The sequence below is a fragment of the Paenibacillus thiaminolyticus genome, from assembly GCF_007066085.1.
GTDB classification, from domain to species: Bacteria; Bacillota; Bacilli; order Paenibacillales; family Paenibacillaceae; genus Paenibacillus_B; species Paenibacillus_B thiaminolyticus.
Genome location: NZ_CP041405.1, coordinates 613169 through 626773, shown reverse-complemented (window position 1 = coordinate 626773; position 13605 = coordinate 613169). Strand labels below are relative to the sequence as shown.

Sequence of the window (13605 nt, the reverse complement as noted above, 5' to 3'; positions counted from 1 at the left end):
ATGGTAGAAAGGAAGGCATGTGAAATGGCGATACAGGATCAATTTATTCTTCAGCCGAGCAATCAGTTCAATATCAACGGACGCCAAGAGGCGGATCAGGGCCTGGAGCTGTATGGTTCCCCCACTTACGGATCCGTTACCGGAACGGTAACGGATGCCAACGGCGATCCGATCGCGGATGCGACCGTCAAGCTGTTCACGGCGAATAACGTTCCTTTTGAGCATACCAATACGAATGCGAGCGGCGTTTATTTATTCGATCAGATTCCGGCAGGCAACTACACGATTACCGCATCGATGACAGGGTATTTGACTCCGAACAACATTCCGGTTGGGGTTATCGCCGAGCGGCAGTCGACGGTCAATATTGCGATGCAGCCCGATCCCAACGTTAGTACCCTTACGATCTACGGCATTATCAGCGATACATTCGGGAATCCGGTCGAAGGAGCCAGCGTTGACCTGTTCATGCAGACCGATGGCGGCCGCGTAGCGGTCGGTTCCGTAATCACGAACTCGCAAGGCCAGTATTTGTTCACGGAGCTTGGGGCGGGCACCTACATTATTGTCGCCGGCAAATTCGGATATTTGCCGGTAGAGAATTGGGTGGGCGCGTTGACTCCACCCGGCTTCCAAGCTGTCGACCTGGCTATCGCTCCCGACCCGAATGGTAATACCGGAACCGTAAGCGGCGTCGTCAAGGATCATCTGACAGGGCAGCCTGTCGGCAATGCTATTGTTGCCTTGTATTTAATGACCGGTCAGACGGAGAGAATCGTCAACATGACGAGAACGAATGCATTGGGCGTATATTTGTTCGGGAATGTCGGACCCGGCAATTATCGTGTCAAGGCAACAGTCCAGTCGAACGTATAACCGGAGTCCGAGATGCCGATCCGGGACAAGTATGCGTTGGCCAGCAGCTTTCCGTTCTGTCTGAAGTTAGCGGAGGAGGCGAACGTTAATCTGGAGCTTGTCCGGTCCCCCTGCAGGCCGGACACCCGCATCAAAGGCAGAGTATTCGACGAATGCGGGCACCGGGCGGCTCATGCGCAGGTCATTATTTATTCGAGGGATGGAGAGAAGCGCTATGAGGTCAAGACGAACCGCAAGGGACGATTCACGCTAGAGCGGCTTGTGCCTCCGGGATGCTACCTTATCAGGGCGGCTGCCGAAGGATATGGCTTATCCGAGCCGCTTCGCATCGAGGTCAAGCCAGCGGTCAAGACGCGAGTGGCGCTGCGGTTGGCGCCGTGTGCGGATTATAGCCTCGGCACGATTTATGGCCGAGTATTCGATGAGACAGAAGCCGGCCCGCTGGAGAACTGCGCGGTTACGCTGCGGTACTATGCCTCGCCGCACCGTCTTGTTGCCGAGACGATGACGAACCGGAACGGCCAGTTCCTCATCTATGATCTGGAACCGGGCGCTTATCTGCTGTCTGCCGAACGAATCGGATATCGCCGCAGCGACTTCATCGCCCTGCGTGTAACCTGCCGCAGCCGCGTGTTGCAGGATATATTGCTTACGCCTGTGAGCAGGCCCAAAGAGGGAGCCGTGACAGGAACCATCGTCTATCGTGGCGAACCGCAGCCTGGAATCCCGGTATTTCTGTATCATATCCGGGCAGACGGACAAGAAGAGATCGTTCGGATACAGTATACGAACCGCTCGGGCGATTATTGCTTCACTGGATTGCCGGAAGGCTGTTATATCGTGAAGTCGAAGCTGCAGCAGGAAGGCCCCTAATGGGAGGGAACGTATGAAGGAGATTAGAGAGAGACCGCTCCAAGCGAACGGAATAGGATAGATATAACCAAGATGCAGACTTCACTCTGGGCACAGGGCGAGGTCTGTATTCGGTCCAAGCCTCCTGCTGGTTCGGATTCATGTTATGATATGGATAACGTTGACAAGACCAAGGGAGGCAATGAACGTGAGGAACCCGATTCACGTGGATGAGCGGCATGCGTTTCAAGTCATTGCCGAGACGATCAACCGCTCGACCGATCTGCCGGAGCTGCTGAACAATGTGCTGCGCACGCTGGTGGAGATTACCGGGCTTCAGACCGGGTGGATTTTCCTTGTGGAAGCTATGCCGGACTATACCCTGGCGGCCGATTACCATCTTCCGCCTGCCCTGGAGGCCGAGGAGAAGCGGCGCTTGAAGCAGGGAAGCTGCTGGTGCATCGAATGGTACCGCCAAGGGGCAAACTTCCGCGCCGAGAACACGATGCATTGCAAGCGGCTGGATGATGCCGTGAAGTATGCGTGGGGAGATACGGCCGGCATTACGCATCATGCGACGATTCCGCTGCATGCGGGCGATCGGCTGTACGGCGTGCTGAACGTCGCGGCGCCGGGCAAGACGCATTACGCTCCGGACGAGCTGACGCTGCTGCAATCGGTTGCTTATCAGATTGGTACGGCGATCGAGCGGACGCTGCTGTACCAATCCCGCCTCAAGCAGGCCGAGCTGCTGCAGCGGATGGGGGAATTATCCGGCGAACTGGCGGGAATCGCCGATTATCGGGACATTCCCGAGCGGATTGCCCGTGCCGCAGGCGAGCTGCTGAACTGCCGCAGCGCGGCGGTGCATATGGCGGAGGGCGGGGAACTGGCCTGCATTGCTTATTGGGAGGAGGGCCGGCTCTCGTGCAAAGCGATGCGGCGGACGAGCGCACTCACGCGCCAGCGAATCGGGAGCGTCTATGCGCAGAAGGCCGGCCAGCGCTGGAATCCAGCCGCCGCTGCTCCCGGTAAGCGCCGGAACCGCCCCGGCCAGGCGGATCGAATCGCGGCGGCTGCTGCCGTTCCGATTCTGCTGCGGGATCGGGCGATTGGCGTGCTGTATGCAGACAGCACGGAGGCGAAGCATTTCGACCCGGTCATAATGGACATGCTGCATCGCGCCGCAGAACTGCTGTCCCGGGGGCTTGAGGCTGCGCAGTTCCGTGAACAGCAGTTGAAGCTGGCCATGTGGCAGGAGCGCAACCGGTTGGCCCAGGACTTGCATGATTCGGTCTCGCAGAAGCTGTTCGCGCTGCAGTTGACCGCGCATGGCATGGAGAGCTTGCTGGCCTCTTCCCGGACAGCGGACGCGCTCGCCGCTCTGTCCGAGATGCGGGAGCTGACGAAGGATGCGGTATGCGAGATGAAATCGCTCATCTGGCAGCTTCGTCCGGCCGGCCTCGAAGAAGGCCTCCTGACTGGTCTCGTCCGCTACGGCATGACACAAGGGATCTCGGTCGAGACGGGGGCGGACAGTCTGCTGGATCTGCCCCGCCACATGGAGGAGACGCTGTTCCGCATCGGACAGGAGGCGATCAACAATGTCCGCAAGCATGCGAAGACCGATGCCGTCCGAATTCGTCTGTTCAAGGAAAAAGCGTCCGTGCGGATGGAGATAGCCGATGATGGCATCGGCATGGCGAAGGTGCGGAACAATGCCGGCCTGGGCATAATCGGGATGCGGGAGCGGGCAGGGACATGCGGCGGTACGTTCCAGTTGGAGAGCGTGCCGCGCAAGGGAACGGTCATTCGCGTTCAACTGCCCTGCGGGAAGGAAGGAGAGGGAGCATGAGTATCAAGGTGCTGCTCGTGGATGATCATGCGGTCGTGCTGCGCGGGCTCCAATTTTTTCTGAAAATGCAGCCGGATATTGACATCGTCGGCGAAGCCATGACCGGAGCCGAGGCGATCCGGATGGTCGAGACGCTGCACCCCGACGTGGTGCTGATGGACCTGATGCTGCCGCAGATGAACGGCATCGAAGCGACCCGGCATATCCGCCGGCATCATCCGGACACGAGGGTGCTCGTCCTCACGTCCTTCGTGGACAAGGATTACGTCGTGCCCGCCGTCCAGGCTGGCGCGAACGGCTACGTCATGAAGGATATTATGCCGAATGAGCTGGTTCAAGCCATCATCGAGGTTCATAGAGGGCAGGTCAAGCTTCATCCGAATGTGACGGAGCAGCTGATGTCGCATCTCTCGGCACAGCCGAACGAAGCGCCGGAGGACGGCGAACCGCCGCTGGAATTGCTGACCGGCCGCGAGGTGGAGGTGCTGCGGCAGATTGCCCGGGGCCGCACCAATAAGGAGATTGCGGCCCATTTTAATATCAAGGAGAAGACCGTGAAGACGCATGTCAGCAATCTGTTGGGCAAACTGGGAATGAACGCCCGGACGCAGGCGGCGGTATACGCGGTCAAGCGGGGATTGGCCGAGTGACAACTACATCTAAAGTCGTAGAAAAGCCCGATTTTGATCGGGCTTTTTTGGTATGCTCGTCCGCGCCTTCCTGCCGACGCGCTACGTCCGGAGTCTTGTTATGCTGAAGATGGAAGTTCAAGTAGCAGAGATGCGCAAAAGGAGAATGTCAAATGAATCAAGTCTTATTCGTCAAAGCCAACTGCCGTTCCCTCGATCAATCGGTAAGCGTAAAACTGTATCATGCGTTTTTGAAAACGTACCGGAAAGCCAATCCGTCCGATCGGGTGATTGAGCTTGATTTATACCAGGAGGATCTGCCTTATTACAACGATGTGATGCTGGACGGCATGGCCAAGCGGCGTACAGGAGCAGAGCTGTCATCGTCGGAAAAGGAAGCGGCCGGCCGAGTCATGCGTTTCCTGGATCCGTTCGTGACGGCGGACAAGATTGTGTTTGCTTTTCCGATGTGGAATTTCACGGTTCCTGCCGTTCTGCATACGTATATCGACTATGTGAGCCAGCCGGGCATCGCTTATCGTTACACGCCCGGTGGCCCTGTCGGCATGCTCGGCAACAAAAAGGCAGCGCTGCTGAATGCCCGCGGGGGAGTCTATTCCAGCGGTCCGGCGGCGGAGCAGGAAATGGCCGTGAGCTGGATGAAGCACAATCTGGAGCTGTTGGGTATTCAAGACATCGTCACCGTCATCGTGGAAGGGCATGATCAATATCCGGAGCATCGGGAGCGCATGATTGACCAAGGCATAGCGGCCGCGATGAAGACGGCGGCAGCCTTCTAGGAGGAGGAGTAGAAATATGATGGCATACCTGGACGATTCACTGCTCTGGCTTCTGCTGAAGCTCGGCAGGGAAAATGAGCCGGTGCCCCGAAACATGCTGGCTGCAAGAGATGTCGCACAGATGGGAATCTATCATCGCATGTATTAGTCCGAAATAAGGAGAAGAGCCTTCATGATCCGTCATGAAGGCTCTGTTGCTGTTGGGGGAGCTACGCGCGGGAGTGGCGGACGAACTGCTCCACGAAGTAACGCGGCTGGAGCGGCTCTCCTGTGGCCTCCCGCAGCTTCTCGTTCCAGGATAGCGCCGCACCGGAGGAGAAAAATCGCTCCTTCAAATAAGCGCCGGTCTCCGGGGTATACATAGGCCGCGATATGTTGGCCTCGATATAATGCTGCAATTGAGATGCAGTCAGCTCTCCCAATATGTAATTCTGATAGCTGACCGGGGCGAGCGAGAAGTGCATTTTCGCCGCCCAGTCCGGATAATGGGTATGCTCGGGCGGCTGGAGATGCTGAATCCGCCGGACGAGCTGCCACCAGCGCTCATTCAGCTCCTTCCCGCTGCCGGAATGCTCGTACAGCTCGCGCTCGAACATGGTGAACACGAGATACCATCGCATGCTGACCAGCATATTCCGGCGCAGTGCCTGCTTAACCGAAGCTTCCTCCTGCATGAACGCAGCATGCGGACGATTTGCGAAAATATACCGCTGCATCCATTCGGACTGCTTCGTCATTCTGCCGAACAGCATCGCGATCCCTTCGGTCGTCAGCGTATGGGCAGGCTTGCGCAGCAGGAACGGCAGCGACGGATCGATATATTTGTCATACGCCGCATGCCCGAACTCGTGCAGCATCGCGCTCAGCCAGAACTCACTCGCATCGATGCTCATCATGATGCGGGGCTGGCCTTCCCGGCCCATGCTTGTGCAATAGCCGAACGGGTATTTTTTGTCCCGCGGATACAGATCGCTTATGGCCATAATATCGGCGATCTCCAATCCCATATCGCGGAAAGTGTGCAGGACGATATCCTCTAACCGCCGCTCCTGCAGTTCTTCGTTCATGCTCCATTGGCCTTGGGGCGGGGCGATCTGGAAAAAAGGATCCGTATAATGCCATGGCCGAAGCTGGTCGCCGCGAATGCCGAACCGGAGGCAGGTGTCTTCGTCAATCTCCCGCTTCACTTCCTTATAGGGCTCCTCGCTTAACTCCAGCAGCTCGCTGAAGATCGCGAACGATTCCTCCACATCCAGATCCTGCAGCGCGTAGCTCATCTGATAGTAATTGTCGTACCCAAGGGAGCGCGCTTCCCGATTGCGCTGCTCCACGAGCGCAAGCAGCTGGTCTTCAATCCGGACCGCAATCTGCTTGGTGGCCAGCCAGGCCCGCTTGCGCAGTTCCGTATCCGCGCCGTTCTCCAGTATCGAACGCAGATCGTTGTTCGAGACCGGCTTGCCGTCCATTGTGGGACGGTAGTTATTGAATACGTCGACGAGCTTTTTTGTCATATCCGCCGATTGGGCGGCAAGCTCCGGATCCAGCTGCTGCTTGCCGAACATGGCGAGCAGCTCGTCGAGCTGGCGGCGCTGAAGCGGGGACAGGCTCGGAAGGGCTCTGTACATCTTGACTTCCTGGAATTGGTCTGTGTCCGAACAATAACGGCTCCATTCATTCTGAGCTTGCCCCAGCCGGTCATTCCATTCCTGTTCGCCGGTAGATGTGACTTTCCAGCCCATTTCGTCAATCTTGGCAAGCCGCTCCTTCACCGCTTCGTTCTGTCGTCTTAAAAAAGCTTCTAACTCCATCTAATAGACCTCCATTCGAGCGATAAGCAGGGTGCCTCCCTTGTTGCACATCCGGGGGAGAAAAGCATCCTGATCGAAACATGATCAGAACGACAATATTTCCCTTATATCATACGAAGGACGAGGGCTGCCTGCTGAATCTTGACTTTTGTGTGAAAGAGAACAGGTCTCTAATCGATATTTTCCGAATGCTAAGGAATCCGGCTATAGCGTACGCAAGAACCGATTGGGGCCTTATGTCAAAAAAACGGATTGACTAACGGTGAAAAGCAAGCTAAACTGGAGCAGTGATTTAGTAATTTAGTAAATCAGTAAATAAGTAAACGAGAAAGTTGGTAAGGGGGGAGGTTGATAAGGAGAGGGGAAGAAAATGTACCAGCTGTTTTAAAACACAAGTCTGTTGTCGTGTCAGAAAACGATGAGCAGGTTAACGGACGTCTAAGGACGTTATCAAAATATTAATGGATATGGGGTAGTAAAAATGTTTTCCAATCGTTATGTTCGAACGATTCTCTTTTCCCGGGCGCTGTTGCAGTTGGGAATCTGGATCCGGAATTATGCGATCCTTCTTTATGTGACCGAATTGACGAATAATAATCCGATTTATGTATCACTGATATCGGTTGCGGAATTCGCTCCGATTTTTCTATTCGCCTTTATTGGCGGTACCTTTGCCGACCGCTCGCGGCCGAAGCGGACCATGGTATGGAGCGATCTGTTGTCTGCCTTGTCCGTTGTGGCTGTGCTGCTTGCCCTCATGGACGGCGGATGGACTGCGCTTCTCATCGGCTCCTTTGTGTCCGCCAGCCTGTCCCAATTTTCTCAGCCTTCGGCCATGAAATTGTACAAGCGGCATGTACCAGTTGAACAACTGCAGGGCGTGATGGCGATGTCCCAAACTCTTGTCGCTGTCTTTATGGTTTTGGGTCCGGTCATCGGTACGTTTATTTTCATACAGTTAGGAATCGAAGTCTCTTTGATCCTGACGGCCGCCCTGTTCCTAGGGTCTTCGCTTGTATTGTCGTCGCTTCCCCGCGACGCGGAGGAACCACGGTCTGGCGATGCCGGCGGATTCATACAGGAGTTGATGGCCGGGCTGCGCTATATCGGGTCCAATCCAATCTTAAGAACACTTAGCGTGACTTTCTCGGCTGTCGGCTTGGCGTCAGGACTGACTCAGCCGCTTCAGATCTTTATTGTCATCGAGCAATTAGGACTAGAAAAACAATCCCTGCAATGGTTTGTTATGACCAATGGGGCAGCGATGTTGGCAGGCGGAGTTGCCGTAATGGGGATAGCCAAAAAGGTGAAGCCGCAGTTGCTGCTCATGTTAGGTTTGCTTGTCGCTGCCGTCTGTACGATTGGAATAGGCGCGTCTACGATGATTTGGCTGACCATTGTTCTTTTGGCGATCAGCGGTTTGTTTTACCCTTGTATTCACGGCGGAATCCAGACGCTCATTGTACGGAATACGGAAGGGGCATTTATTGGCCGGGTATCCGGGGCGATCACGCCTGTTTTTATGGGGATGATGGTGATTGGCTTGTTCATATCCGGCTATCTGAAGGATACGTTTTCCCTGCTGGCGGTATATGTGATCAGCGGTGGTCTGATTATGGCCGGTGCGATGTTGCTGCTTCCTATCGTATTGAGAAAGGAGGAAACGCGGGGAGAGGTCCAGAGCCATGACAGCAATACGAGCAGTAAGCGCGGTATATGAATCCTGTCCAGCTCTTATCGGGATGCCCGTATCGGGCCGTTGAAGCAGCTGCTGTCGCTGTTCGGCGTCTTTGCCTGCAGCGCTGGCACCGTCTTGACGCGCCTTGCAGCGTGCAAGCGGCCTGCAGCGTCTTGCTAGTCCTCCTCGGCGCCATGCTCCTGATTCCGCTCTTCGCGGCGCGTGCGAAGAACTGTACCGGATCCGGCCAAGACTCCCTGAGCGCTGAATATCCCCGAGAACTGCCGGAATCCTGCGTAAACGCAGGCTGTTGGAAAACCCCTGTTTTTTTCGGAGGGGTGATTACCTAATCGCAACTTGGCATTCAGAGCGTCATCGCCTTCTGGAGACATCATAATCTCCTGGGGTTTTAACGTGTGGAGGGAATTGCTGCTATTTTACAGGAATTTCGGCTCAATGAGTCCACATTTCGAGGAATTGCTGCACAGCTACATTATTTTAGGCCCTTTTGAGCTAAGTCAAGGTCAAGTCCAAATTTATGTGTAAAATCCTCGATGAGATTGCCAGAGCAAAAAGATGCCTAAGCTGCAGGCCTGTTGAGCTTCTTCCGCCACTCATGGTACTCTTTCATCTCGATATACTTTTTCCCGGCGGACCACTTTTCGTCCTGCTCCATTAACAAGGCTCCAAAAAGACGAAGGACAGAGGCTCGGTTGGGAAAAATGCGAATGACGCGTTCTCGACGCCGCAACTCGCCATTTAGACGTTCTACAGCATTTGTGGTGCGCGTACGTATCCGACAGGCAGCCGGAAGTGCCAAGATCGCTGTCGCATCGTCAAAACCCTCTTCCAAGACCCTCATGGCCTTTGGAGCTTTGTCTTCAAATGCTTCTTGTGTCCGCTTCAGCAGTGTACGGGCACTGGTCTCGTCCGCGGCTTCGTAGATGGCCCTCACATGGGCCTTCAATTCATCACGGCATGCTTTAGGAGCAGCGTCCAGAATATTACGCATAAAGTGGGTTTGACACCGTTGCCAGGTTACGCCTTGGAAATGTTGCCGTATCGCACTTACCAAACCACCGTGATGGTCGCTGGTAATGACATCAACACCGTGCAACCCGCGACTTTTGAGGTGCGTAAAGAAAGCTCCCCACGTTGCAGCTGACTCGGTATCATCTACGGTAAGTCCAAGCACTTCCCGGTAGCCCTCCGCATTAATCCCTGTTGCAATCATTACGCCACGTGAGCGCACACGACCGTCTTCCCGGACTTTGACGTACAGGGCGTCGACAATAAGAAAGGGATAGGCCTTGTCCAGTTTTCGGTTATTCCACTCCTCTACGAGGGGATCCAGTTGTTTGCATAGCTCACTAACGGTCGATTTAGAGAACTCCGTCCCGCACAGTTCTTCGGTAATATTGCTTACTTTTCGCGTTGACACCCCATTGAGCACCATCTCCATCATGGCTAAGACAAGGGCTTGCTCACTGCGTTGGTACCGAGAAAAAGTTCCATAGAGAACTGACCGTTGCGGAAACGCGGTACTTGCAGGGTTAATTGGCCCACCCGTGTTGTCAGCCGATGAGGGTATGATCCATTACGGTAACCTGCACGTTCTTCTGAGCGCTCATAGTGCCCCGCCTTCAGCTGTTCCGTTGCTTGTGCCTGCAACACTTGATTCAAGATGGACTCTAATAGGGCCGCAATCCCGGCATCTCTTGATTCGGATAAAAACAGTTGATGCAAAAGTTGTGAATCTAGGGTAATCTGGTATTGAGTCATAGCTAGATCCTCCTTCGGAATGTTGTCTCGACAACCTCATTCTATACGAGGATCCTTGCTATGGCTCTTCTTTTTTGCCATTTGCTTTTTACACAATTATATGGACTTAGCTTAAGTCAAAGAGGAACGGGTGAAAATTGCTGCAGTTTTACAGGATTCCCTTTCTGGTGAAGTCGTCCATATCGAATTGCTGTATTTTCGCAGGATTTCGCTTACCGAATAGGCGTATCTGGAGGAATTGTGCCGTTTTGCGGATTTCGACTACCGGATAGACGTCTCTAGGGAAATGGTGCAGTTTTCAGGCCGTTGGAACCCCCCTGTTTTTTACAAAGGGGTGGAGATTGTCCATTTTCCTACTCAAAACTTGGTACTCAGAGCGTTTTAAATCGATTTTTTCTTCTGCGAGACGAGATCCACCACACAAAAAATGAAGTGCTGAAAATTCCCCTGCACTTTCTCAACAGCCTGTGTTTTGCAGGAATTCCTCCAAACGAATAAACGTCATAAGGGAAAACTGCATTTTCGCAGCTTTCGGCAAGTCGAGCAATGGAGGAAGCATCGTGGAAGCCGATTGCACCAGACAAGCGGAACGAGCAAAGCGAACCTACCTTCCACATCAAAGAATTGAAATCATATAGACTTGGGTATGTCCAGCACAAGTCGTTCCTGTTTTACAGAGGTTGGGGGCAGCTCTGCCGGCTCACCGCAGCGCTTCAAGCCGGCGGCCCAATTAAGCCGGCCGGCGATGCATCATACCTACGAAGTGCAGGTGGAGCCTTCCATCGGCGTCATCCGAGGGAGGTGCGGCAGCTGGCGCTGCTAAGCAGGCTCGTTGATGCCAGCATAACCGCAGCCGCAGGTTCGCTGGAGAAAGTCGCGGCATGCCCGGAATCGCGCCAATCTGCTTGGATTCCGGAACTACGCCCGCGCTGCGCTCCAGAATGGTTAAACGCAAGGCGTGACAAAACAAAATACGGTCCGTCCGATAGATATGATATTCGACGTGGCCGAGAACAACAAACAGCTCCCTGGAAGGATCCAGGGAGCTGTTGCTTTGTCCGGGCATGTCGGAGGGGGCGCTACAGCGGAAGGGTGAAATAGATTCCTAAGCCTCCCAGCGGGTTGCGGTACGCGTGAATTCTGCCGCCGTGAGCTTCGATCATGCTCTTGCATGTCGCCAAGCCCAGTCCGCTGCCGCCGCCAGCGCGGGAGCGGGCTGGATCCACACGATACAGCTTGTCGAATATCCGTTCCAGCTCCTCGTCCGGCACGCCTTCGCCATTGTCCTCGAAAGAGATGCACAGGCTGCCGTCCTCAAGCTCGCAGCTCAACCGGAGATGGACCGGTGGACTGACATAGACCAGCGCGTTATGCACGATGTTCGCGAACACCCGTCTTATTTTCTTCATATCCAATTCCACATGGACATCCTCAGGCACCTGACAGGTCCATTCCAGCCGGGCTTGGTGCGCTTGCAGCTCTTCCTCATACTCCGTGCAGATGCTCTGGATAAAGCTCCGTACATGGACGCGCTCCGTCGCGATTTTGAGCGTATCATGCTCCATGTCGCTGAAGGCGGAGAAATCCTCGACCAGCTTTTCGATATCTTTCGCTTTCCGGTGAATAATCCGGTAATAGTCCTCTTTTTTGGCCTCGGTCAGCGTCTTGCTTCCGGACAGCCGCTCCACGTAACCGATAATGGAGGTGAGCGGCGTCTTAATATCATGGGAGACGGCTGCGATCATATCAACCTGCTCGTTATGCGACGTTTCCAATCGTTGCCCCATTTCCGCGAAATCCTTCATCAGCTCTCCGATCTCGTCTTGGCGCCGCTCCAGCTTGGGAAGCTTCATATTCTGGAAATGGAACGTCTTCATATAGGTATGAAGCAACGTGAGCGGCTTCACGATATGGCTCTGCAAATAAAAGATGAGCCCGATTACCGAGAGTACAAGTACGGCAATGACCAGCAGGAGCAGGCTCTTCATCGGCTTGACCTGCTCGTACCAGTCCGGGTATTGGAAGTCGATCAGATAAATGGCTTCGCCTTGAATCCGCACGACTTCCTTGGTTTGCAAGAGGGCGCTGCCTTCCCTGTGTTCCGCCGTTGCCGCTACTTCATGGCCATCGAGATCGGTCACCGTCATCTGGATGCCTTGAGTCTCGGCTTCCGTCCGGATTAAGGCGGTGATGGCCCCCTCATCGGGGTAGAGGGCCACGATCTCCTCTATCAGTTGCTGCCGATATTGGGCATTTTCCTTGCCGATGGCCTGTGTGCTCTCCATGAACTTATCCGCCAAGTAGAATTGATAATAGCCGAAGACGAAAGCGCCGTTAAGCAGGGCGACAATGAAAAAGGCGAGAACGATTTTGGTTTTGATGCTGAATTTCAAGGAGCCAGTCCTCCCGTAAATTTATAGCCTACACCCCAGACCGTAACGATGAGCCGGTTCTCCGGATCGATTTTGTTGCGGATATTTTTGATATGGACAGTGACGGTATTCATATCGCCCAATTCGCTCTGTCCCCATACGGCGTCATAGATTTGCTCCCGGGACAGCACTTTATTGTGATGGTCCGCAAGGTAAGACAGGATTTGGAACTCTTTGGTCGACAGATCGATCTTTACGCCGTCCTTGATCACCTCGTAGGTATCCTTGTCAATGATAAGATTTCCGTAAATCCGCTCCTGACGGCGCGTCTGGCTGCGATGGTCTCTTCGGATATGGGCCTTCACCCGGGCGACCAGTTCATCGATGCTGAACGGCTTCGTTATATAGTCATCCGCGCCGATCTCGAACCCGACGACCTTATCCAGATCGCGGCTCTTGGCCGTGATGAATACGATCGGGGCCGTCACGCGGTCCCGAATAGTGCGGCATATCTCGATCCCGCTCCCGTTCGGCATCATAATATCGAGCAGCAGCAGGGCGTAGGAGCGCTCCCTCGTCAGCTCCAACACGTCCTGCCCGGAATACGCCTTGACGGCAGCGAAGCCTTCGTCCTCCAGACTGTCGGCAATCAAATCGACGATCTCCTTATCATCATCGGCAATTAAAACGCATGGCTTCATCATTTGATATTCCTCACTTTGCAGCTATCCTTTCCCCTTCTACTGTAAGCGAAAAAACTATAAAAACAATAAAGCGTTAATGAAGAATTGTGAAACGGGAGGCGGTCGAGCCTTCATAATTTTTCACATTTCTTTTATTCGGGCTTCAGAAAAAGTTGTTATTGTTGTATTGTACCTCAACGGGAAGGGGATAGCGACTGCCCTGCGGCACCTGACCATTTCTCGTAAAAACGGTTCTCTTCTGATTGCATT

10 protein-coding genes and 1 pseudogene are annotated in these 13605 nt (G+C 54.3%); 7 read left to right on the top strand and 4 right to left on the bottom strand.

Features of this window, described 5'->3' with window-relative positions:
* Positions 1-24 precede the first annotated feature (24 nt).
* From FLT43_RS02720 to FLT43_RS30440, 6 genes are all read left to right on the top strand, one after another.
* Positions 25-876, top strand: coding sequence for a carboxypeptidase-like regulatory domain-containing protein (locus FLT43_RS02720; RefSeq protein WP_164776648.1), 852 nt, complete (start codon positions 25-27; stop codon positions 874-876).
* 12 nt (positions 877-888) lie between these two features.
* On the top strand, positions 889-1749 hold the full coding sequence (locus tag FLT43_RS02715) for an MSCRAMM family protein (RefSeq protein ID WP_087440483.1): 861 nt from the start codon (positions 889-891) through the stop codon (positions 1747-1749).
* A gap of 187 nt (positions 1750-1936) precedes the next feature.
* Positions 1937-3583 carry a GAF domain-containing sensor histidine kinase gene (locus FLT43_RS02710; protein ID WP_087440482.1) on the top strand — a complete coding sequence of 549 codons (1647 nt, stop codon included), beginning with the start codon at positions 1937-1939 and terminating at the stop codon, positions 3581-3583.
* Positions 3580-4233: a response regulator gene (locus tag FLT43_RS02705; RefSeq protein ID WP_087440481.1), complete on the top strand. Its 654-nt coding sequence runs from the start codon at positions 3580-3582 to the stop codon at positions 4231-4233. The genes FLT43_RS02710 and FLT43_RS02705 overlap by 4 nt, the downstream gene beginning before the upstream one ends.
* 152 nt (positions 4234-4385) lie before the next feature.
* The gene (locus FLT43_RS02700) at positions 4386-5012 is read left to right on the top strand and encodes an FMN-dependent NADH-azoreductase (RefSeq protein WP_087440480.1); all 627 of its coding nucleotides are present in this window, start codon (positions 4386-4388) and stop codon (positions 5010-5012) included.
* 16 nt (positions 5013-5028) lie between these two features.
* Entirely contained in the window at positions 5029-5160 is a 132-nt protein-coding gene (locus tag FLT43_RS30440; RefSeq protein WP_255321644.1) for a hypothetical protein, read from the top strand.
* Positions 5161-5221: 61 nt separating this feature from the next.
* Here the strand turns inward: FLT43_RS30440 and FLT43_RS02695 are convergent, their stop codons facing one another.
* Positions 5222-6820, bottom strand: coding sequence for a M2 family metallopeptidase (locus FLT43_RS02695; protein WP_087440479.1), 1599 nt, complete (start codon positions 6818-6820; stop codon positions 5222-5224).
* A gap of 481 nt (positions 6821-7301) precedes the next feature.
* Between FLT43_RS02695 and FLT43_RS02690 the strand changes: the two genes are divergently transcribed.
* Entirely contained in the window at positions 7302-8540 is a 1239-nt protein-coding gene (locus FLT43_RS02690; protein WP_087440478.1) for an MFS transporter, read from the top strand.
* Between the two features lie 538 nt (positions 8541-9078).
* Here FLT43_RS02690 and FLT43_RS02685 read toward each other — a convergent pair.
* From FLT43_RS02685 to FLT43_RS02675, 3 genes and pseudogenes are all read right to left on the bottom strand, one after another.
* Positions 9079-10280: pseudogene (locus FLT43_RS02685) on the bottom strand (IS256 family transposase).
* A gap of 1079 nt (positions 10281-11359) precedes the next feature.
* Positions 11360-12673, bottom strand: coding sequence for a HAMP domain-containing sensor histidine kinase (locus FLT43_RS02680; RefSeq protein ID WP_087443460.1), 1314 nt, complete (start codon positions 12671-12673; stop codon positions 11360-11362).
* Positions 12670-13353 carry a response regulator transcription factor gene (locus FLT43_RS02675; protein WP_164776449.1) on the bottom strand — a complete coding sequence of 228 codons (684 nt, stop codon included), beginning with the start codon at positions 13351-13353 and terminating at the stop codon, positions 12670-12672. Before FLT43_RS02675 ends, FLT43_RS02680 begins: the two co-directional genes overlap by 4 nt.
* Positions 13354-13605: the final 252 nt, after the last annotated feature.

Bases quoted from the DNA above. Each gene is read 5' to 3' on its own strand.
- FLT43_RS02675 (WP_164776449.1), bottom strand. From the start codon at position 13,353: ATGAAGCCATGCGTTTTAATTGCCGATGATGATAAGGAGATCGTCGAT.
- FLT43_RS02705 (WP_087440481.1), top strand. From the start codon at position 3,580: ATGAGTATCAAGGTGCTGCTCGTGGATGATCATGCGGTCGTGCTGCGC.
- FLT43_RS02700 (WP_087440480.1), top strand. From the start codon at position 4,386: ATGAATCAAGTCTTATTCGTCAAAGCCAACTGCCGTTCCCTCGATCAA.
- FLT43_RS02715 (WP_087440483.1), top strand. From the start codon at position 889: ATGCCGATCCGGGACAAGTATGCGTTGGCCAGCAGCTTTCCGTTCTGT.
- FLT43_RS02690 (WP_087440478.1), top strand. From the start codon at position 7,302: ATGTTTTCCAATCGTTATGTTCGAACGATTCTCTTTTCCCGGGCGCTG.
- FLT43_RS02695 (WP_087440479.1), bottom strand. From the start codon at position 6,820: ATGGAGTTAGAAGCTTTTTTAAGACGACAGAACGAAGCGGTGAAGGAG.
- FLT43_RS02720 (WP_164776648.1), top strand. From the start codon at position 25: ATGGCGATACAGGATCAATTTATTCTTCAGCCGAGCAATCAGTTCAAT.
- FLT43_RS30440 (WP_255321644.1), top strand. From the start codon at position 5,029: ATGATGGCATACCTGGACGATTCACTGCTCTGGCTTCTGCTGAAGCTC.